Source organism: Brevibacillus sp. FSL K6-2834, assembly GCF_038592925.1.
GTDB classification, from domain to species: domain Bacteria; phylum Bacillota; class Bacilli; order Brevibacillales; family Brevibacillaceae; genus Brevibacillus; species Brevibacillus borstelensis.
In genome coordinates this window covers 3,088,324-3,106,241 of record NZ_CP151945.1, presented here as the reverse complement: position 1 = coordinate 3,106,241, position 17,918 = coordinate 3,088,324, and the positions used below count along the sequence as shown (strand labels likewise).

General features: G+C 49.8%; 18 protein-coding genes. 15 read left to right on the top strand and 3 right to left on the bottom strand.

Going from position 1 to position 17,918, the window contains the following annotated elements:
• Positions 1-27 precede the first annotated feature (27 nt).
• From NST96_RS15425 to NST96_RS15390, 8 genes are all read left to right on the top strand, one after another.
• Positions 28-816, top strand: coding sequence for a DUF4184 family protein (locus NST96_RS15425; protein ID WP_172921118.1), 789 nt, complete (start codon positions 28-30; stop codon positions 814-816).
• 225 nt (positions 817-1,041) lie between these two features.
• The gene (locus tag NST96_RS15420; RefSeq protein ID WP_051567368.1) at positions 1,042-1,962 is read left to right on the top strand and encodes an AAA family ATPase; all 921 of its coding nucleotides are present in this window, start codon (positions 1,042-1,044) and stop codon (positions 1,960-1,962) included.
• A gap of 49 nt (positions 1,963-2,011) precedes the next feature.
• Entirely contained in the window at positions 2,012-3,304 is a 1,293-nt protein-coding gene (hflX, locus tag NST96_RS15415; protein WP_024983803.1) for a GTPase HflX, read from the top strand.
• Positions 3,305-3,311: 7 nt separating this feature from the next.
• On the top strand, positions 3,312-4,592 hold the full coding sequence (locus tag NST96_RS15410; protein WP_003385741.1) for a methionine gamma-lyase family protein: 1,281 nt from the start codon (positions 3,312-3,314) through the stop codon (positions 4,590-4,592).
• 159 nt (positions 4,593-4,751) lie between these two features.
• Complete coding sequence (locus NST96_RS15405; protein WP_003385740.1) at positions 4,752-5,162, top strand: MerR family transcriptional regulator; 411 nt, start codon at positions 4,752-4,754, stop codon at positions 5,160-5,162.
• Between the two features lie 31 nt (positions 5,163-5,193).
• Positions 5,194-6,528 (top strand): type I glutamate--ammonia ligase, encoded by a 1,335-nt coding sequence (gene glnA, locus NST96_RS15400; protein WP_003385739.1) that lies wholly within the window; start codon positions 5,194-5,196, stop codon positions 6,526-6,528.
• Positions 6,529-7,478: 950 nt separating this feature from the next.
• Positions 7,479-8,273, top strand: a complete 795-nt coding sequence (locus NST96_RS15395; protein WP_251873633.1) for a transposase — start codon at positions 7,479-7,481, stop codon at positions 8,271-8,273.
• Position 8,274: 1 nt separating this feature from the next.
• Positions 8,275-8,838: a hypothetical protein gene (locus NST96_RS15390; RefSeq protein ID WP_342404165.1), complete on the top strand. Its 564-nt coding sequence runs from the start codon at positions 8,275-8,277 to the stop codon at positions 8,836-8,838.
• A 186-nt stretch (positions 8,839-9,024) separates the two neighbouring features.
• Here NST96_RS15390 and NST96_RS15385 read toward each other — a convergent pair whose 3' ends face one another.
• Positions 9,025-9,612, bottom strand: a complete 588-nt coding sequence (locus NST96_RS15385) for a DUF4269 domain-containing protein (protein ID WP_342404164.1) — start codon at positions 9,610-9,612, stop codon at positions 9,025-9,027.
• A gap of 74 nt (positions 9,613-9,686) precedes the next feature.
• Between NST96_RS15385 and istA the strand changes: the two genes are divergently transcribed.
• From istA to NST96_RS15370, 3 genes are all read left to right on the top strand, one after another.
• Positions 9,687-11,192 carry an IS21 family transposase gene (istA, locus tag NST96_RS15380; protein WP_023555239.1) on the top strand — a complete coding sequence of 502 codons (1,506 nt, stop codon included), beginning with the start codon at positions 9,687-9,689 and terminating at the stop codon, positions 11,190-11,192.
• Positions 11,189-11,917 (top strand): IS21-like element helper ATPase IstB, encoded by a 729-nt coding sequence (istB, locus tag NST96_RS15375; RefSeq protein ID WP_023555238.1) that lies wholly within the window; start codon positions 11,189-11,191, stop codon positions 11,915-11,917. Before istA ends, istB begins: the two co-directional genes overlap by 4 nt.
• 367 nt (positions 11,918-12,284) lie before the next feature.
• Positions 12,285-12,770, top strand: coding sequence for a DUF456 family protein (locus NST96_RS15370; RefSeq protein ID WP_003385737.1), 486 nt, complete (start codon positions 12,285-12,287; stop codon positions 12,768-12,770).
• Positions 12,771-12,955: 185 nt separating this feature from the next.
• Here NST96_RS15370 and lexA read toward each other — a convergent pair whose 3' ends face one another.
• Positions 12,956-13,579, bottom strand: coding sequence for a transcriptional repressor LexA (gene lexA / locus NST96_RS15365; protein WP_003385736.1), 624 nt, complete (start codon positions 13,577-13,579; stop codon positions 12,956-12,958).
• A gap of 156 nt (positions 13,580-13,735) precedes the next feature.
• Here lexA and NST96_RS15360 point away from each other — a divergent pair, with 156 nt between their 5' ends.
• From NST96_RS15360 to NST96_RS15345, 4 genes are all read left to right on the top strand, one after another.
• Positions 13,736-14,092 (top strand): LysM peptidoglycan-binding domain-containing protein, encoded by a 357-nt coding sequence (locus NST96_RS15360; RefSeq protein WP_003385735.1) that lies wholly within the window; start codon positions 13,736-13,738, stop codon positions 14,090-14,092.
• 80 nt (positions 14,093-14,172) lie between these two features.
• On the top strand, positions 14,173-14,370 hold the full coding sequence (locus NST96_RS15355; protein WP_003385734.1) for a DUF896 domain-containing protein: 198 nt from the start codon (positions 14,173-14,175) through the stop codon (positions 14,368-14,370).
• A 92-nt stretch (positions 14,371-14,462) separates the two neighbouring features.
• On the top strand, positions 14,463-14,831 hold the full coding sequence (gene crcB / locus NST96_RS15350; protein ID WP_003385733.1) for a fluoride efflux transporter CrcB: 369 nt from the start codon (positions 14,463-14,465) through the stop codon (positions 14,829-14,831).
• Positions 14,832-15,034: 203 nt separating this feature from the next.
• Positions 15,035-17,281: a UvrD-helicase domain-containing protein gene (locus tag NST96_RS15345; RefSeq protein WP_327955575.1), complete on the top strand. Its 2,247-nt coding sequence runs from the start codon at positions 15,035-15,037 to the stop codon at positions 17,279-17,281.
• A gap of 319 nt (positions 17,282-17,600) precedes the next feature.
• Here the strand turns inward: NST96_RS15345 and NST96_RS15340 are convergent, their stop codons facing one another.
• The gene (locus NST96_RS15340) at positions 17,601-17,903 is read right to left on the bottom strand and encodes an iron-sulfur cluster biosynthesis family protein (protein WP_003385730.1); all 303 of its coding nucleotides are present in this window, start codon (positions 17,901-17,903) and stop codon (positions 17,601-17,603) included.
• Positions 17,904-17,918 lie beyond the last annotated feature (15 nt).

The window sequence follows — 17,918 nt, the reverse complement described above, 5'->3', positions numbered from 1 at the left end:
CTTTTCTTATGTAAACGGGAGAGGACAATGCCTTTTACTTTTGCCCATCCAGCAATCGTCTTGCCATTGCGGCGGGTTCGCTGGTTTTCTTTTACTGCGCTTGTTTTTGGAAGCATGGCCCCGGATTTCGAGTATTTTTTGCGTTTGCAAGCATACAGCTCGATGAGCCATACGCTGGCAGGACTGTTTCTGTTTGATTTGCCGATGACGTTTTTATTGGCCCTTCTTTTTCACGGCATTGTGAAAAGAGCGATGATCGAGCATTTGCCAGCACCCTTTGACCGCGGACTGCAGCACTGTGCCGAGTCGCCCAGGCGCCTTACCACGCTGCGTTCTTTTCTCGTCTTTTGCTGCTCTGCTGTCCTGGGGAGCGTAACCCATATTTTCTGGGATGCTTTTACCCCTGACGGGGCATTCATGGTAAGTCGGTTGCAGCTCTTGCAGGAAAAAGTGGAGCTGGCTGGAATGGCCATCCCCGTGTACAAGTTTTTGCAGCACGGCAGTACAATGGGCGGGTTGCTCTGCATAGGGCTCGTGATAGCAAGGGAAGCAAGGCATGGGTTGCGTCGGGCCGAGCTGAAGCCGCAGGCGGCTTCCAAGGATAGCAGACAGCTTTCTTGCCGGGAAAAATGGTCTTTCTGGCTGGGGGTTGCCGGGTTTGGCCTGCTTGCTGCGGGCGCATACCTTTATGCGATTGACGGGTTGTTTCCCCACTTGCGGCCGCTTCGTGCTGTTGTTCCCTTTTTGTCGGGATGCATGGCAGGATTGGCTGCTGTTTCCTGTTACTTGCGATGGCGACGGGTCCCGGGAAGGTAATTGCCTTACACCGGGAGAAGGCTGGGGGTTGCAGCGGCGTGAAGACCGCAGTAAAGACCGCAGTAAAGACCGCATCTAAGGCAAAGAACAACTTCTGGAGCATCGAGCACAAGATCGGAGACAAAAAATGGGCAGGTTTTCCGGGCAGGTGAGTATACTAAGGTATGACCAAGAGGCAGGTGATGGCTTGTGAAACCGTCGGGCAATCAACCGCCGGCTGATACGATGGCAGAGAAGGCTCCCCACCGGATACAGGTGGTGTTTCGCCAGCCGGAACGGGTCAAATTACCGGAAACACTGTCCGAGAAGGTACGAACGACTGCACCCGGCAATGTGGCCGCTGCATTCGATGAACTGGAAAAACTGATCGGCTTGCAGGAAGCCAAAAAGCTGATGTACGAGATTCACGCGCTGCTTCGGATCAACAAGGAGCGGGAAAGACACGGCCTGAAGCTGGAAAAACAAGTGTATCACATGGTATTCAAAGGGAACCCTGGCACCGGAAAGACGACCGTCGCCCGTATATTCGGCAAAATCTTCCGGGAAATGGGGATATTGAGCAAAGGACATTTGATCGAAGTAGAACGCGCCGACCTGGTCGGGGAGTTTATCGGGCACACGGCGCAAAAGACGAGAGAGCTCGTCAAAAAAGCGATCGGCGGTATCCTTTTTATCGATGAAGCGTATTCGCTCGCGCGAGGCGGAGAAAAGGATTTCGGCAAAGAGGCCATTGATTGTCTCACGAAGGCACTGGAGGATTACAGCAACGATTTCATCTGTATACTGGCAGGCTACACAGACGAGATGGATGCCTTTTTGGAGCTGAACCCCGGTCTGCCCTCCCGGTACCCCATTCAGCTACAATTTGCCGATTATACCGTAGACGAACTGATTAAAATTGCCGAGACAATGGTCGAGGGAAAAGAATACAGGCTTTCTACAGGCGCCAGGGAAAAATTGAGGCTGCACTTGAACCGCATTCGCCTCGACCTTTTTGAAACCAATTTTAGCAACGCCCGGTATGTACGCAATGCCATCGAGCAGGCGATCCGCAAGCAGGCTGTCCGCCTGATGACGGTGGCAGAGCCGACCAAGGATGACGTCATGACGTTGTTGCCGGAGGATTTTGTCTGGTCCGCTTCCTAGCGGCAGGAGTAAAATGTGGTATGATAGGGGAAAGAAAGGACGTGATTCCTTGGAAGGTGGAATCAAGACGAAGGAAACAGCCATTTTAGTTGGCTGTTTTTTGGATAATCGCGATATGGAACGCTCCCGCTTGTCGATGGAGGAGCTGCATGAGCTCGCCAGGACTGCCGATGTAGAGGTGCTGGATGTCATCACGCAGAATCGCGAACGCATTGACAACGCCTGGTATTTGGGAAGCGGAAAAATACAGGAAATCGCTCATCGTGCGGAAGAGCTGGACGTGGATGTCATCATTTTCAATGACGAGCTTTCACCCAGCCAAACGCGCAACCTCGATACCGCGTTTGACTGCAAGGTGATTGACCGGACGCAGTTGATTCTCGATATTTTTGCCGGGAGAGCGCACTCGCGGGAAGGGAAAATCCAGGTGGAGCTGGCACAGTACAATTACCTGCTGCCGCGCCTTGCCGGTCAAGGCAAGCAGCTTTCCCGCCTTGGCGGCGGTATCGGTACGCGCGGCCCTGGGGAAACCAAGCTGGAAAGCGACCGCAGGCACATCAGGCGGCGAATCAGCGAGCTGAAGCAGCAGCTGTCAGAGCTGGTTCGCACCCGTCAATTGCATCGGGAGCGCCGCAAAAAGAACAATGTGTTTCAAATCGCATTGGTCGGCTATACAAATGCGGGCAAATCGACGCTGTTGAACCAACTGACTTCGGCGGAAACGCTCCAAGAAGACAAGCTGTTCGCGACATTGGACCCGACTACCCGCCAGCTTACCTTGCCGAGCGGGCTTGAGGTGCTCCTGACTGATACGGTCGGTTTCATCCAGGATTTGCCGACTTCCCTTGTTGCTGCTTTTCGTTCTACGCTGGAAGGTGTGAAAGAAGCGGATCTGATCCTGCATGTGGTCGACGCGCATCATCCTGACCTGGAGATTCATATGGAGGTCGTATATCGCATTCTGCGGGAGCTGAAAGCAGATGACATCCCGCAGCTCGTTGTCTACAACAAAGCGGATTTGATTATGGAGGGAACATACCTGCCGAAGGTGGAAGACTCGATTTTGATCTCGGCAATTCGGCAGGAGGACCGCGCCGAATTGCTTAAGCGGATTGAAGGCTACGTCTACTCCTCGTTTGATCGCTATACCTTGATCGTCCCGGCAGAGCGCGGCGACATCCTGTCGCTTTTGCACAGGGAAGGGGTAGAGATGGAACAGGAATTTGACGAAGCGGATTCCTCCTATCGGATTTCTGTCAGAGTGAACAGAGATCATCCCATCTACGGAAGGATTGCTCCTTTTCTCCTGGAAAAACCAGAGACTGAAGAAGAGAGTTGGTAAGTAGCACATGTTTTCCTTATTTGCCCACGGGGAGCGTCTGCGCCCCATCGTAGAAGAAGTAGAACAAATGATCACAGGGCGGCATCAAGAGATCGCTGCCCTGGTCGACTATAATCAGTTGAAAGTGCTGCGTTCCTTTCAAAAGCATGAAGTGAATGAATTTCATTTTGCGCCCTCGACCGGGTATGGATACGATGATTCCGGTCGGGCGGCGCTGGAGTCGATTTATGCGGATGTGTTCGGTGGAGAGGATGCGCTTGTACGCCCTCATATCATTTCTGGGACACATGCGATCGCTATTTCTCTTTTTGGTTTGCTGCGCCCCGGTGACGACCTTCTTTACATTACCGGAAAGCCATACGATACGCTGGAGGAAGTGGTGGGCGTCCGCGGAGAGGGGCAAGGCTCGCTAAGGGAGTACGGCATCGGGTACCAGTATGTGCCGCTTGCTCCTACCGGAGAGATCGACTTTCCCGCAGTAGCGGCAGCCATCACTCCGAAAACAAAGGTAATCGGTATCCAGAGATCTCGCGGCTACGCAGACCGTCCGTCCTTTACGATTGCCAAGCTGAAAGAGATGATTCAGTTTGTCAAAGAGATCAATCCCGAACTGATCGTCTTCGTGGACAATTGCTATGGGGAATTCACGGAGGAGCTGGAGCCGCTCCAGGTCGGAGCAGACATCATGGCAGGCTCGCTGATCAAGAACCCCGGAGGCGGCTTGGTCAAAACCGGCGGCTATATCGTCGGCAAGAAGGAATTGGTCAAGAGAGCTTCCTACCGCATGGCGGCCCCCGGGATTGGAGCCGAAGGAGGGGCATCGCTGTACTCCCTGCTGGAAATGTTCCAAGGCTTCTTCCTCGCGCCGCACGTGGTAGGCGAGGCGTTGAAGGGCGCGGTCTTTTCCTCGGCTTTGCTTGAGCGCCTGGGCTTTCGGACGAACCCGCTATGGAACGATCCTCGTACGGATTTGATCCAGTCTGTCGAGTTTGGGAGTGCCGAACGGCTGATTGCTTTCTGTCAGGGAATCCAGAAGGCAGCGCCTGTCGATTCCCATGTTACGCCTTACCCCAGTGAGATGCCGGGCTATGCCGATCCGGTCATTATGGCGGCCGGGACGTTTATTCAGGGAGCCAGTATCGAGTTTTCTGCAGACGGACCGATTCGTCCCCCTTACCTCGGGTTTGTGCAGGGCGGACTTACGTACTCCCATGTGAAGGTGGGCATCCTGACAGCGCTTGACGGCCTGCTGGAAAAGGGCTTGCTCGATATTCCCGGAAGAGACTAGCAAAGATCAATCGGAGTTGTTTATGAGGCGATAAGCACAAACAGCGGCTTGTCGCTTTTTTATTACTTTTTTGTGTAATCTTTTCTGACATCCGTTGACAGAGTTGCTTTTGAATCATACAATAGCAAGCAAGGAATGATTTCAAAGGAGGGACAAGTCATGAGTGATGACCTTCGTCGAAACATGGCGCTGTTTCCCATTGGTATCGTCATGAAGCTGACTGATCTGACTGCGCGGCAGATCCGTTACTATGAGCAGAACGGACTGATACAGCCTGCACGTACAGAAGGAAAGCAGCGGCTTTTTTCTTTTAATGATGTCGACCGCTTGCTGGAAGTGAAGGCCTTGATTGAAAAAGGACTGAACATTGCCGGAATCAAACAGGTGCTTCAGCTGCAAGACCCTGTTCCGGAGCAGACGGAAATTACCGTCAGTTCGGAGGCCAAGCGGAAGGAACTTACCGAGCAAGAGCTTCATCAGCTCCTCAAACAACAAATATTTTTCAGCAACGCAAATCGCCCAAGCGAGCATGCGTTGATACGTGGAGAGCTTTCCCGCTTCTTCCACTGATACATGCATACGACTATAGGAGGAGAGAAACGTGAGCAAGTACACCAAAGAAGACATCTTTCGTTTGGCCAAAGAAGAGAATGTAAACTACATTCGCCTGCAGTTCACTGATCTGATGGGGATCATTAAAAACGTCGAGATTCCGATCTCCCAATTGCCCAAAGCTCTGGACAACAAGATGATGTTCGACGGTTCTTCGATCGAAGGCTTTGTCCGCATCGAGGAATCCGACATGTATCTGGTGCCGGATCTCGATACATGGGTCATTTTCCCGTGGGGGAATGAGCATGGAAATGTCGCTCGCCTGATCTGTGACATTTACAATCCAGATGGAACTCCGTTTGAAGGGGACCCTCGCTACATCTTGAAACGGGCGCTGAAAGAAGCCGAAGAGATGGGCTACACGAACTTCAACGTCGGACCGGAGCCGGAGTTCTTCCTGTTCAAGATGGATGACAAAGGCGAGCCGACCTTGGATTTGAACGACCAGGGCGGATACTTTGATTTCGCTCCGCTCGATCTGGGTGAAAACTGCCGCCGTGACATCGTTCTCACGCTGGAGAGAATGGGATTTGAGGTGGAAGCATCCCATCACGAAACTGCGCCTGGCCAACACGAAGTCGACTTCAAATACGCAGATGCCATCCAAGCTGCGGACCAGATTCTCACGTTTAAACTGGTGGTGAAAACGATCGCACGCAAGCACGGATTGCACGCAACGTTCATGCCCAAGCCGATGTATGGTGTCGCCGGCTCCGGCATGCACACCCACCAGTCTCTCTTCATCGGGGAGAAAAACGCATTTTTTGACGACAAGGATACCCTCGGCCTGAGCAAAACGGCGAAGCAATACTTGGCCGGTATTCTGAAGCACGCCCGCGGTTTTGCCGCCATCACCAATCCGCTGGTGAACTCCTACAAGCGCCTCGTACCGGGCTATGAAGCTCCTTGCTATGTAGCATGGTCGGCGAAAAACCGCTCTCCGCTTGTACGGATTCCGGCATCTCGCGGTATGAGCACCCGGATTGAGGTTCGCAACCCGGACCCTGCCGCCAACCCATATCTGGCTCTCGCCGTGATGCTGAAAGCAGGTCTTGACGGAATCAAGAACAAGCTTGAGCTGCCGCCGGCTGTCGATCGCAATATCTACATCATGAACGAGGCTGAGCGTGAAGCAGCGGGCATCGCCAGCTTGCCGGCTACCTTGAAGGACGCGATCGAATGCCTGAAGGCCGATCCGGTCATCTGCGAAGCGCTTGGCGAACACGCACTGATGCACTTCGTTGACGCGAAGGAAATCGAGTGGGATATGTTCCGCACCCGTGTAACGGAGTGGGAGCGCGAGCAGTATATGAATACGTATTAATATTTAGGGGAAAGAGTACTTGTATTTCTTTGGACCCTAAAAAGAAACAAAACTTGTTTAGTTTAATTTTAACTAGGTTTCAGCTTTATAAGTTAGATACGCCTTAAAGTAGATGGGAAACTTGCTTTCCTATTAACTTTAAGGCTTTTTTTATGAATTTATTTGACTAAAGTTGGATGGGATGCTGCTAATAAAGATTAACCCCCTTTACAATGTAAAATTTAGAACAAAATACCTAAAATATGTTTACAGATGTGTATATTAATGGTTAAATAAAAAATTATTAACATATTATTTGATGGTTGGGTTTAATGAAATGCGGACTTAATCCAGCGTATGCACACTAACTCGGGTTTTTACAAAAATGATCATTTCTTTTCTGAAGTCCGTTTAAGAAATGATTATTGATAATAACGAGGTGATATTATTAAAAAAATTGCGATTTCCATTGTGTTGTCGACAATGATGATGATTTGGGTTTTTATTTTTATGATCTCAGATCTAATTCAACAATTGGATTTTGGGCCAAACAAAATTGTAATTACTGATTATCGAGTTCCAGGATTCTTTGAACCCGTTTGGCTTCCCATTTATGTTGGATTCGTGTACATTTTATATCAGTCTCTTAAAAAAACTACGACTGACCAATTAACTAACAAGGATTTCCAAGACCTCTGTCGAAGTTAGTCATTAGCCTATTTGACGGAGGTCTTCTCATGCCTTTACCCAAGAATCGTGTCATTCCTGAAAAGAAAATATACTTTCGGCCAGAGATACAGCATTGCCCGCACTGTGGCACGAAACTCAGGCGACATCATACCGCATGGAAAAAGAATGTCATCACACTTGCCGGTGTTATCCAAGCTTGGAGTATGGCTTATGCTTGCAGCAACGCAGATTGCTCATACCCCAGAACCTATTACAAATCCGCTGAAGCTGAGCTTCTCAGCATGAAACACACTTCCTACGGTTTTGACGTGCTAGCGTTGGTTGGTCAGCTTCGGTTTAAGCAACATATGACAATCGGCGAAATTACGGAAACGTTGAATCAGCGCGGGGTAACCACGTCAGAACGCAATTCTCAGCGGTTGTACGAACGTTATCTTACCTTGCTCCGCGCTAGCGTGACGGATCACGTCAAGCAAGCACTCAAGCAAGTTGTTCAGGACCGTGGCGGTATCATGATTTCCATGGACGGTGTTCAGCCCGAGAAAGGCAATGAGACGCTCTATGTCATACGAGAAGTATTCAGCGGAACGATCCTGTCTGCACAAAATCTAAAGAGTAGCTCCGCAGAAGAACTTAAGAAACTCATCCTGCCTGTTATCGAACTGGGATTTCCCATCATCGGGATCGTTACGGATGGTCAACAATCCATCCGAATGGCCATGGAATCGTTACTGCCGGACGTGCCGTACCAATACTGCCAATACCACTATCTAAAGGACATTGCAAAGCCTGTTGTCGATTTAGACCGCAAGCTCAAGACAGGAATCAAGAAGAGCCTCCGTGGTATTCGCGAAGTCGAGAAGCGAATCGAAAACGATGCCTCTACAGAAGCAGAGGTGGCAAAAGATTACGTGGCGGCCATTCGTTCTGTGCTCCTCGAAGACGGCAATCCCCCACTCGATCTACCGGGCATACGTGTTTATGAAAATGCTAGAGCCATTCAGGCTTCCCTCGAACGATGCCTGAGTAAAAAAGGGGCCCTCTCTGCTCAAAAACCTAATCAGAATTTTCGATAAATTGGATGATTTTGAAGAGCAATATGCTACCGTGATGCGCTGGTCCAAACCGATTCACCACGTTGCCGGGATCTTGAATCCAAGCATAGATAAACGAAGTGAAACGGTTCGATTTCATATGCAGCATCTGTTAGATTGGGTTGAACAGACGTACACCAGCAAAGACGACTTGCCAATGGTTGCAAATCTGAAAAGCTACTCCCGAGGGTTTTGGAAAGGCCTGTTTACGTGTTACGACCATCCGCATGTCCCACGAACGAACAACGACCATGAGCGTTTCTTCCGCCAGACGAAGACCCGGCATCGACGGATGACGGGTCTGAGAAGTTGGAACGAATATATCCTCCGAAGTGGTGAAATGGTCGTATTTGTCGATGACGCACTTCACCAGAGTAATGTGTTAAGTAGACTTCAGTCTGTAAACTACCTTGATTTTAAAAATGAAGGCCTGCGTTGGTCTGCTCGTTTGAGTGAAGCTACCAAACGCAGACGATTCCGAACGAATCCAAGTGTGTACCTGGAACAGGCCGAAAATGCTTACTGTATGTTAATTGGTCAGTCGTAGAAAAAAAAATCATGATTTGCCGTCTTCAACTGAAATCTAACCAATAAAAGGTAAAACGACAAATCTAGCAATCCAAAAAAGATGACTTCCGAAGTATCCAGAAGTCATCTTAATTTTATGCCCGCATAAGGACACACAAGTTGTCTGAGTTTACCATTATTCGTATTTCCGGTTTACGGCCGGCGTTTAGGTCGGTTTATTTGCCATCACTTGCTTAAGCTGTTCATTCGAATATCTTTCCAATTCAAGTAAAGCCTGATAAGGATCATCTCCGACAATCCCGTAATACAGAGCGAAAGCAGGCTCCGTTTTCAGCCCCCGTTCTTTCAAAGCCCGAATCTCTTTTGCTGCTTCTTGCCCAGACAGCTGGAGCAGCCGTGCTTCGATCATCATATGCCGGTAGGCGTTTTGCTCTGTGACAGGAATCGGTTGAGCAAAACACTCCAATTGAAAACCGCGATACCAAAAGGAAGCAGTCGCCGTAGGGATGTTGCGGATTTCTCGGCGGTCTTGTGTGAAACGGTCCAAATGCCCGTATTTTTCTTTCAACACATGGCCAAACCGATCCAGGTCGGCTGTCGTACAGATCAAATCAAGATCGCTGTCCTCAACATCAATATCGAGGGGGATCGTTCCGCACAGAACCGGTTGATACTCTTTGAGCCCATCAAAGATTCCCAAGCTGTCGAGGACTGCCCAGGTGTTTATGGCAGGATAAAAGTGCAGAGAATTGCGGCGGAAAACTGCAGAGTTCCACCGCAATTCTGAGGCCATGAAAAAGGCACTTGCCAACATCCCCCTACAAAATCTACCCTTGGATTTGGCTAGAATCTGAGGGAGTGAGAGGAATGTTGAAAGTGCCACAACAACAGTATATCCGATTTTTGCGGGAAGTCGAAGGGTGTTCGATTCAGGAAATTGCGGAACGTGTCCAGGTGAATTGGCGAACCGCCAAGAAATATGCGGATCGCGACGATTGGAATGAACCGGTATGCAAGCGAAAAGGCCGCCATCCGGTGTTGGGACCGTACTTAGAGATTATTGACACATGGCTGGAGGATGATGAGCGTCTTCCACGCAAGCAACGCCATACAGCCGTCCGCATGTTTCAGCGGTTACGGGATGAGTACGGCTTCCCTGGCGGGCAGCGAACGGTATCCGAATATGTCTCCAAACGGAAGAAAGCCATGGCAGCCGAACGAGCCGAACATTTTGAGCGTTTGGAGCATCCAGGCGGGGAAGCCCAGGCTGACTTTGGGACGGTGTACGTGGTCAAGTCGGGAGAACTGGTGGAGCGGAAAGTATTGACCCTGTCGTTTCCGTACAGCAATGCCGCCTTTGTGTTCCCGGTTCCGAAAGAAAACACGGAATGCTTTCTGGAGGCCTTAGGGCGGCTATTTCAGCAAATGGGAGGGGTTCCTCGCAAGATTTGGTTTGACAACTTGTCCGCTGCTGTTGTGTCCATCCAGCAAGGCGGAAAACGAGAGTGTACGGAAGCGTTTCGGCGTTTCTGCGCCCATTACCGCTTTGAGCCCCTGTTTTGCAATCCATACAGCGGCCATGAGAAAGGCCATGTGGAAAACAAAGTGGGGTATGGACGCCGGAACTGGTGTGTTCCGCCACCGGTTATCGATACGCCGGAACAACTGGAGACGTATTTGGCGGAAGCTGCCCGTGCGGATATGCAGCGCCCTCACTATGTGAAAAAGCAAACCATTGCCGAGTTGTGGAAGCAAGAAAAATGCAAGCTGCTGACGCTGCCGACGACACCGCTGGAGATTTTCCGGCTGGAGACGTGCCACCTGAACAAATACGCTGAGCTGTCGTTTGACGCGGCTCTCTTCCCGTTGCCGCAGTGTCGGGCCATGCAGCCGGTTTTGGTGAAAGTCAAGTGGGATGTGCTGGAGGTGTTAACGGCAGACGGGACATACACCCCGATTGTGACATTGCCTCGTCCCTATACGGAGAAAGTCATTCCAGTAGATTGGAAGGCGGTATTGAAGAGATATGAAAAACGCCCGCGGGCGGTGATGTATTCTTCCTTTACCAATATGATGCCTCAGGCGCTCCAAACGTTTTTGACGGTGGAAGACATGAATGCACGAAAAGCACGAATTCGCCTGCTCCATCGATTGCTCGACACCTATACGTTGAAGGAAATCGGGCAAGTACTGGGAGAATTGTCGCATCAGCAAGAGCATCTGGCTGTTGCCTTGGAGCATGCCCTTTACGCGATAAAACACCCTGTTTTCCGCCCGGAACCGTTTTCAGAGTCGCATACACCCCCTGCCCTTCACGGGCAGATACCCATACTGGATGAGTACGACCGGATCCTGGGGGTGAGGGTGGAATGAGAGAAGAGCTGGCAAAGGTGTGCAAAACTTTGCATTTGGCGCATGTGATGGAAACCTATGAACAGGTGCCGTTTGAAGATCGGGAGAGCTTCTTGCTGGGAGTCTTGCGGATGGAGATTCAACGGCGGGAGGAGACAAAGCTGAAGCGACTGATAAAGAAAGCCGCGTTTCCCCAACTGAAGACACTGGAAGATTACGCTTTTGAGGCAGTCACCTTACCGGAAACATGTACAAAGGAGGGATTGATCGACCTACGTTTTTTGGAGCGCAAGGAAAATGTGCTGATGCTGGGAAAAGTGGGCACGGGGAAGACCCATCTGGCAACAGCGCTTGGCGTAGAGGCGTGCCGAAGGGGATATGCCGTTCGATTCTTCCGTGTTCCCGATCTGGTTGCGCTCTTGCAGGAAAAACACGCGAATGGGGCACTGATGCGGTTTCAAAAAGAACTGGCAGACTGTGAGTTGTTGATTTTGGACGAGGTTGGGTTTGTTCCCTTTCACCAAACGGGGGCTGAGCTGTTGTTTCATGTTATCTCGGCCTGCTATGAGAGAAACAGTGTGATTGTGACGTCGAATTTGGAGTTTGGGCAGTGGAATACGGTGTTTGGAGATACGCGATTGACGGCAGCCCTTGTGGATCGCCTCGTCCACCACGCCCATATTCTGGCGTTTACCGGAGAAAGCTACCGACTGCGCCATGCTCTATCCAGCATGAAGTCTTCCTAAATTCTTTTGTATTGATGTTGGCAGTGTTCTGCATAAATTGGCCGCCAAACTCTGCATTTTTGAGTTGCAAAATACACCAGGCTTCCCGCTGCCGAGGGGTTCCTTTTTTCAGGTAGGAAGGGTCAAACCAATCTCGCTTCGTTTGAGAATGCATAGCCATTTTCTGTCCTTTCAGATTATCTTTCTTTTATTTGCAACTCTGCAGGGGAACAATGAGGGACGAGACCATCTATGTTCCGATTCGACGTTTGGCTTTACGACTCGCAGAAGAACCGAGTATATACAGGTTTCTGTCAAAATGTAGCGAGTCGATGGAAACGAAAACCGCACTTTATCGTATACCCTATACAGAAGGGAGTGTCAATGGATGGAGATCTTGTTGTGGATCGTGATAGCGGCCTTGTTTATCCTCAGTATTGCCGGAATCTTTTTGCCGGTCATTCCTGATACGATTTTATTGTGGGGCGGATTCTTGCTGTATCACTTTTTTATTGCTGATCCGGGTGCCGGACTTCCGGCCTCCTTCTGGTGGGGAATGGCGGTCTTAAGTGTTCTTCTCTACGGTGCGGATTTACTCACCAACATGTACTTTGTCAAGAAGTACGGGGGCTCCAAAGCGTCATCGTGGGCAGCTGCACTGGGGATTTTGCTCGGGGTGATTTTGTTCCCCCCATTTGGCATGCTGATCATGCCGTTCGTGCTGGTCGTTCTGGTGGAAATGCTGATCCAAAAGCAGCCGTTTGAACGGGCTGTTAAAGCGGGAGTGGGTTCGCTCATCGGTTTTTTGGGCAGTGTGGTCGTAAAAGTTGTTCTTCAGGTAGTGATGATCATCTGGTTCTTTGTCGCACTGTAAGTGGGATTCGTAGGAGAAGGACCGATCAAAGAATCGAAGGAAATGAAAAGAAGAGGCGTCCGCGAGGCAATCGCGAACGCCTTTTTTGCTGTCAGGGTGGAAAAGGAAAGCTTGTCGTAGTCGATTGCGTTTTTCAAAGAGTCCGCCATAAGGCATGGCTCATCCAAGCAACGAAATCTCTTATTCTAGTGAATCAAGCGGTACACGCCAATCACTTTCCCCAGAATCGTTACAGAATCCAGAATAATCGGCTCCAATGTCGCGTTTTCAGGCTGCAGCCGGAAATGGTTCTTTTCCTTGAAGAAACGCTTCACGGTTGCCTCGTCCTCTTCAGTCATGGCGACGACGATATCACCGTTATTGGCCACATTCTGCTGGCGAACGATCACGTAGTCTCCATCCAGGATGCCAGCCTCGATCATACTGTCTCCGGACACGCGCAGCATGTACACCTTGTCCGATGTCACGATGCTGTCAGGGAGTGGGAAGTAATCCTCCACCTGCTCGACAGCAGTGATCGGCTGACCCGCAGTCACCTTTCCGATCACCGGTACGCGTACAACAGATACGTCAAAGTCGTCTTGAAAGCGCTCCTCTTCTTTCAGCAGCTCAATCGCGCGGGGCTTGGTAGGATCGCGGCGGATGAGCCCCTTTTTTTCCAACCTGGCCAGATGGCCGTGAACAGTTGAACTGGATGCCAGACCGACAGCCTCCCCGATTTCACGGACAGATGGGGGATAACCCTTGTCCCTTACTTCTTTGCGGATGAAATCGATGATGGCTTGCTGTCTATTGGATAGCTTGGACATAGACCACACCTCTATCTTCTCGAACATGTTTTCTATATTATACCATGGGATCCTGCGTTCGACAAACATAAGTTCGTTTTTTTCTTGACATGAACAAGTGTTCGCATTATGATGAGAACAAGAAGATAGAACGTACGTTTGCAGGGGGATGAAATAATGAGTACAATGACCGTATCTAATCGCTTCGCCAAAGAAGAAAGAAAAACTGCTCGTTTTGGCATTACGCGTGGACAGGCCATTCTGTTTTTTGCCGCTTTCACTCTCTTTTTTTACACTTTGACAGAACTAGTGTTCGCTTCTGGGGATCATACGGTACAACAAGCTCAAATGATCCAACCAGTAAAGGAAATCGTCGTCCAACCGGGAGACAGCTTGTGGGAGCTGGCGGTCACCTACAAGAGTGACCCGAAAATGGATGTTCGCGATATGGTATATGCGATTCAAAAATTGAACAAGCTGGAAAGTGCCATTATTTATCCAGGCCAATCGATTCAAATTCCTGTCGGGAATTGACAAGCTGCAGCTTTCCCTTGCTTCGTTGCCGAGATGTGATATAATAGAGCGGCATTCATTGAAAGCGAGGGGAAACGGCTTTGGTATCAGACGCGGAAATCAAACGGATCAACGAGTTGGCCAAAAAATCTCGTGAAGCCGGGTTGACTGAAGAGGAAAAACAGGAACAGAAAAAACTGCGGCAAAAATACATTGATGCTGTGAAAATGTCGCTTCGCTCCAATCTCGAATCGATCCGCTACGTGGAAGACCTCGAGGATAACAACCCCAAACACTAAAACGCACCATTTGACATAAAAAGAAGACATCCATGCTTTTTGCCTGGATGTCTTTTTGTTCCATACAAAAAAGGAGAGAAGGGGGGATTGCCATGATGGCATGGCTGGCTGTTGCCGTAGGAGGAGCCGTCGGTTCATTGCTACGCTATGGTCTCGGTCTCGCAATGAACCAACCCGGATTGCCGGCTGGGACATGGCTGGCCAATGTCTCCGGTTCTTTTCTCATCGGACTGCTCTATGCGTGGGGAAAGGAAAAAGGATTGATGTCTTTGGAGATGTACCTTCTGTTTACAACCGGGCTGATGGGGGGATTTACTACGTTCTCTACCTTTTCGCTTGAGGTGGTAAGCTTCATCGGAGATGGGCAGATCGGCAGAGGGCTGTTCTATGCAGGCGCCAGTGTTTTGGCCGGCCTTCTTGCTTGCGGTTCAGGGATCTGGATCGGCAGACAAGTGTGGTAAACAGGCAAGATATAGCGGGATAAGACGGGCAGGCGTCAACGAGAACAAAAGAGAGCCAATCCGGAAGCAACATCAAATCAAAGAAGAGGGCATTGGAAGGCTACGAGGAAACAAAGAAGAGCCCGTGCCCGGAAACCATGTGGAAATAAAACCGGACTTCTCCTTGCGATGCTGAACCTGACAATTTGGAAAGGAGGATATAAATGACTGTACAGCACCCGGACTACGAGCATGAACAGAAGAGACTCGATGAAACACGCTCTATTATCCAAAAGGAAGTGGACACTCTTCGGAAAGAGGTTAAAGAGATTACGGACGATTATGTGAAACAGGTCGTCAACTACAAAAAAGGAAAAGAGCTTCGCTACCTTGAGGACCAAGGACTGGAAAAGCCGTATTTTGGGCGAGTGGACTTCCTGAAAGACGAGACATACGAGTTGGACAGCGTATACATAGGAAAGAGGGGCATCGTTCGGAGCGACACATTCGATTCAATTGTCGTTGACTGGCGTGCTCCCATTGCCAGTTTATATTACAGCGGCGAGAGCAAGGATGCGTACTTCCGCAGCGGCAGGGAGATTGTGCGAGGCGAAGTCCGCCTGAAGCGAAATTTTGCCATTGAGGACGGGAAGATTACAGGGATATACGATGGAGCGCTCAAAGAGACGATTCATCGCGAAGTTGGCCATCCGGATGAATTTTTGCAGGAAGGGTACATCGATGAGTTCCTGGCAGCCAACCTGAATCAGACGAACGACAGCAGATTGAAGGATATCGTAGCGACGATCCAGTCGGAGCAGAATGACATTATTCGAGCAGACAAGGATCGCCCGGTTGTCGTTCAAGGGGTGGCCGGAAGCGGCAAGACGACGATTGCGCTGCACCGGCTCTCCTATTTGATCTACAATTATCAGGACTCGATGATGTCAAAGAGGTTTATGGTTTTTGCACCAAACCGGTTGTTCCTTACGTACATTTCAGAGGTTCTTCCCGAATTGGGAGTGGATGACGTTCAGCAGGCGACATTCCTGGATTGGGCTTCCAAGCTGGTCAAGTCCATCCTTCCAAAAGGCTGGCGGATTCTGGACCCGCACAAGCCCCTTCAGTTGTTCTTTGAACAAGGACAGAGCGATGCCGAGCGTCGGACGGTGCTGCATCGTCTTCGGTTCAAGGGCTCGCTCGCTTTCCGGGATGTACTCCAGCAATATTTGCTGTTTGTAGCGGAAAACAGGGTAGCCTACAAAAAATTAAGCTTTGTCTACAACAGAACCAAACATGTTTTTACGATTCCGGGTGAGACCATCCGTCAGCTTTTTGCCGAACAATATGCCCATCTGCCATATCGTCGGCGAATGGAAGCCGTTCGAAAGCACGTTAAGCAGGACATCAATAAACAGTTGTTCGCCCATCTGCGAGAGAAGCGAATTGATCTGGATAAGCAAGCGTTGGCTAAATATGAGAAAATGATTGATCAGCTTCTGGACAAATACTTTTCCATTTTTCCTGAACTGGATGTCTTCTCGTCGTACCGCGAAATGTTGACCGACACAGCTTTATTGAAAGAGCTGACAAAAGGGGAAGTCAATGGCGAGGATATCGAGGATATTTGCCGGTCGTCTGCAGAGATATTCGAAGCGGAGCGGATCGAGCCAGAAGACGTTGCGCCGCTGATCTATCTGCGGCATCTGATCGAAGGATTGGAGCAGGCCGACCACTTTGACCACAGTGTCGTTGATGAAGCACAGGATCTCAGTGCGTTGGAAATTGCGGTGATCGGGCTTGTGACAAAGAGACATTCTTTGACGGTAGTGGGAGATATCGCGCAGGGCATCCATGCATACAGGGGATTGCAATCGTGGGAAGAACTGTTGGAGGGAGTTTTTCAGCAGCCGCGGGGGGTTTACTACACACTCGCGCAGAGCTACCGTTCCACAATCGAAATTATGAAATGTGCCAACGAGGTACTGCGAAAGATAAACCTGCCGGAGACGATTATGGCCAAACCGGTATTGCGGCATGGGGAAAAGCCTTTGTTGGCATCATGGGACGGGAAAGAACTGCCGGTTAAAAATCTGGTCCAGCTTGTAAATGATTATCGGCAAGAGGGCTTTCAATCCATCGCGATCGTAGCCAAAACAGCCGAGGCCAGCAAAAAAGCATACAAGTCATTGAAGGCCTCCATCGAAGGACTGAAGCTGCTGGGAAGCAAGGATACCCAATTCCCGGGCGGTGTCGTAGTAATGCCAGCTTATTTGACCAAGGGGCTGCAATTTGATGTGGTCATCTTGTTGAATATCGAGGAGTACTTGGACAATAAGTGGGATACAAAGCTCCTGTATGTAGCCATGACCAGACCCGTACATCGGCTTTTCATGATTCATCAGGAAGACAGGATGAGTCCGCTCTTTGCTGACGTGCCACCTGAGTTGTACGAGAAGAGATCTTTGTAAAGAAAAAAGTCTTGCAATAAAGAAGAAGGCTTTGTAACGAAAATAACGGCTTGCAACGAACAAGAGACTTTGGTAACGAAATAAGGTCCTGCAGCGAAAACGAGAACTCCGAAAGATGGGAAAGGCCCTGGAACAAAAAAGAGCTCTAGACCCAAATAGAGTTTTGCAACAATTGTATAGAGTCCATTACAAAAAAGAGACATCGACAAGATGTCTCTTTTTTTGGTTCCTAGCAGCTTTTACAAAAACAGCTTTTTCCCAAAACAATTCATTCTCAAGAAAACCCCGCTGATGACTCGCAGCGGGGACAAGGGAGCCATTAATGATCGCCGTGATTTCCTTTGGAAGGATTTGTAAGCACGTATCCCTCTTGTGGTGTATACAGGTAGTCGATAACAAGGCCGTCTAGCAACGGCTCGTCTTTCTTGACGATTACGTCGATTTCCTTGTCGGTAGAAACGACGGTATCTTCGTCGGTCGGTTTATCCAATGCCAAGCCGTAATGGGCATGGTCACCGTGTGCATGTGTTATGTATGCGCGGAGCTTCAACTCTTTATCCTCTTCTTGGTCCAAAATGGCTTTCAATTGTTTTGCGGCGTTGCGAGTAATTTTTACCTTCATGGGTCAGTCTCCCTT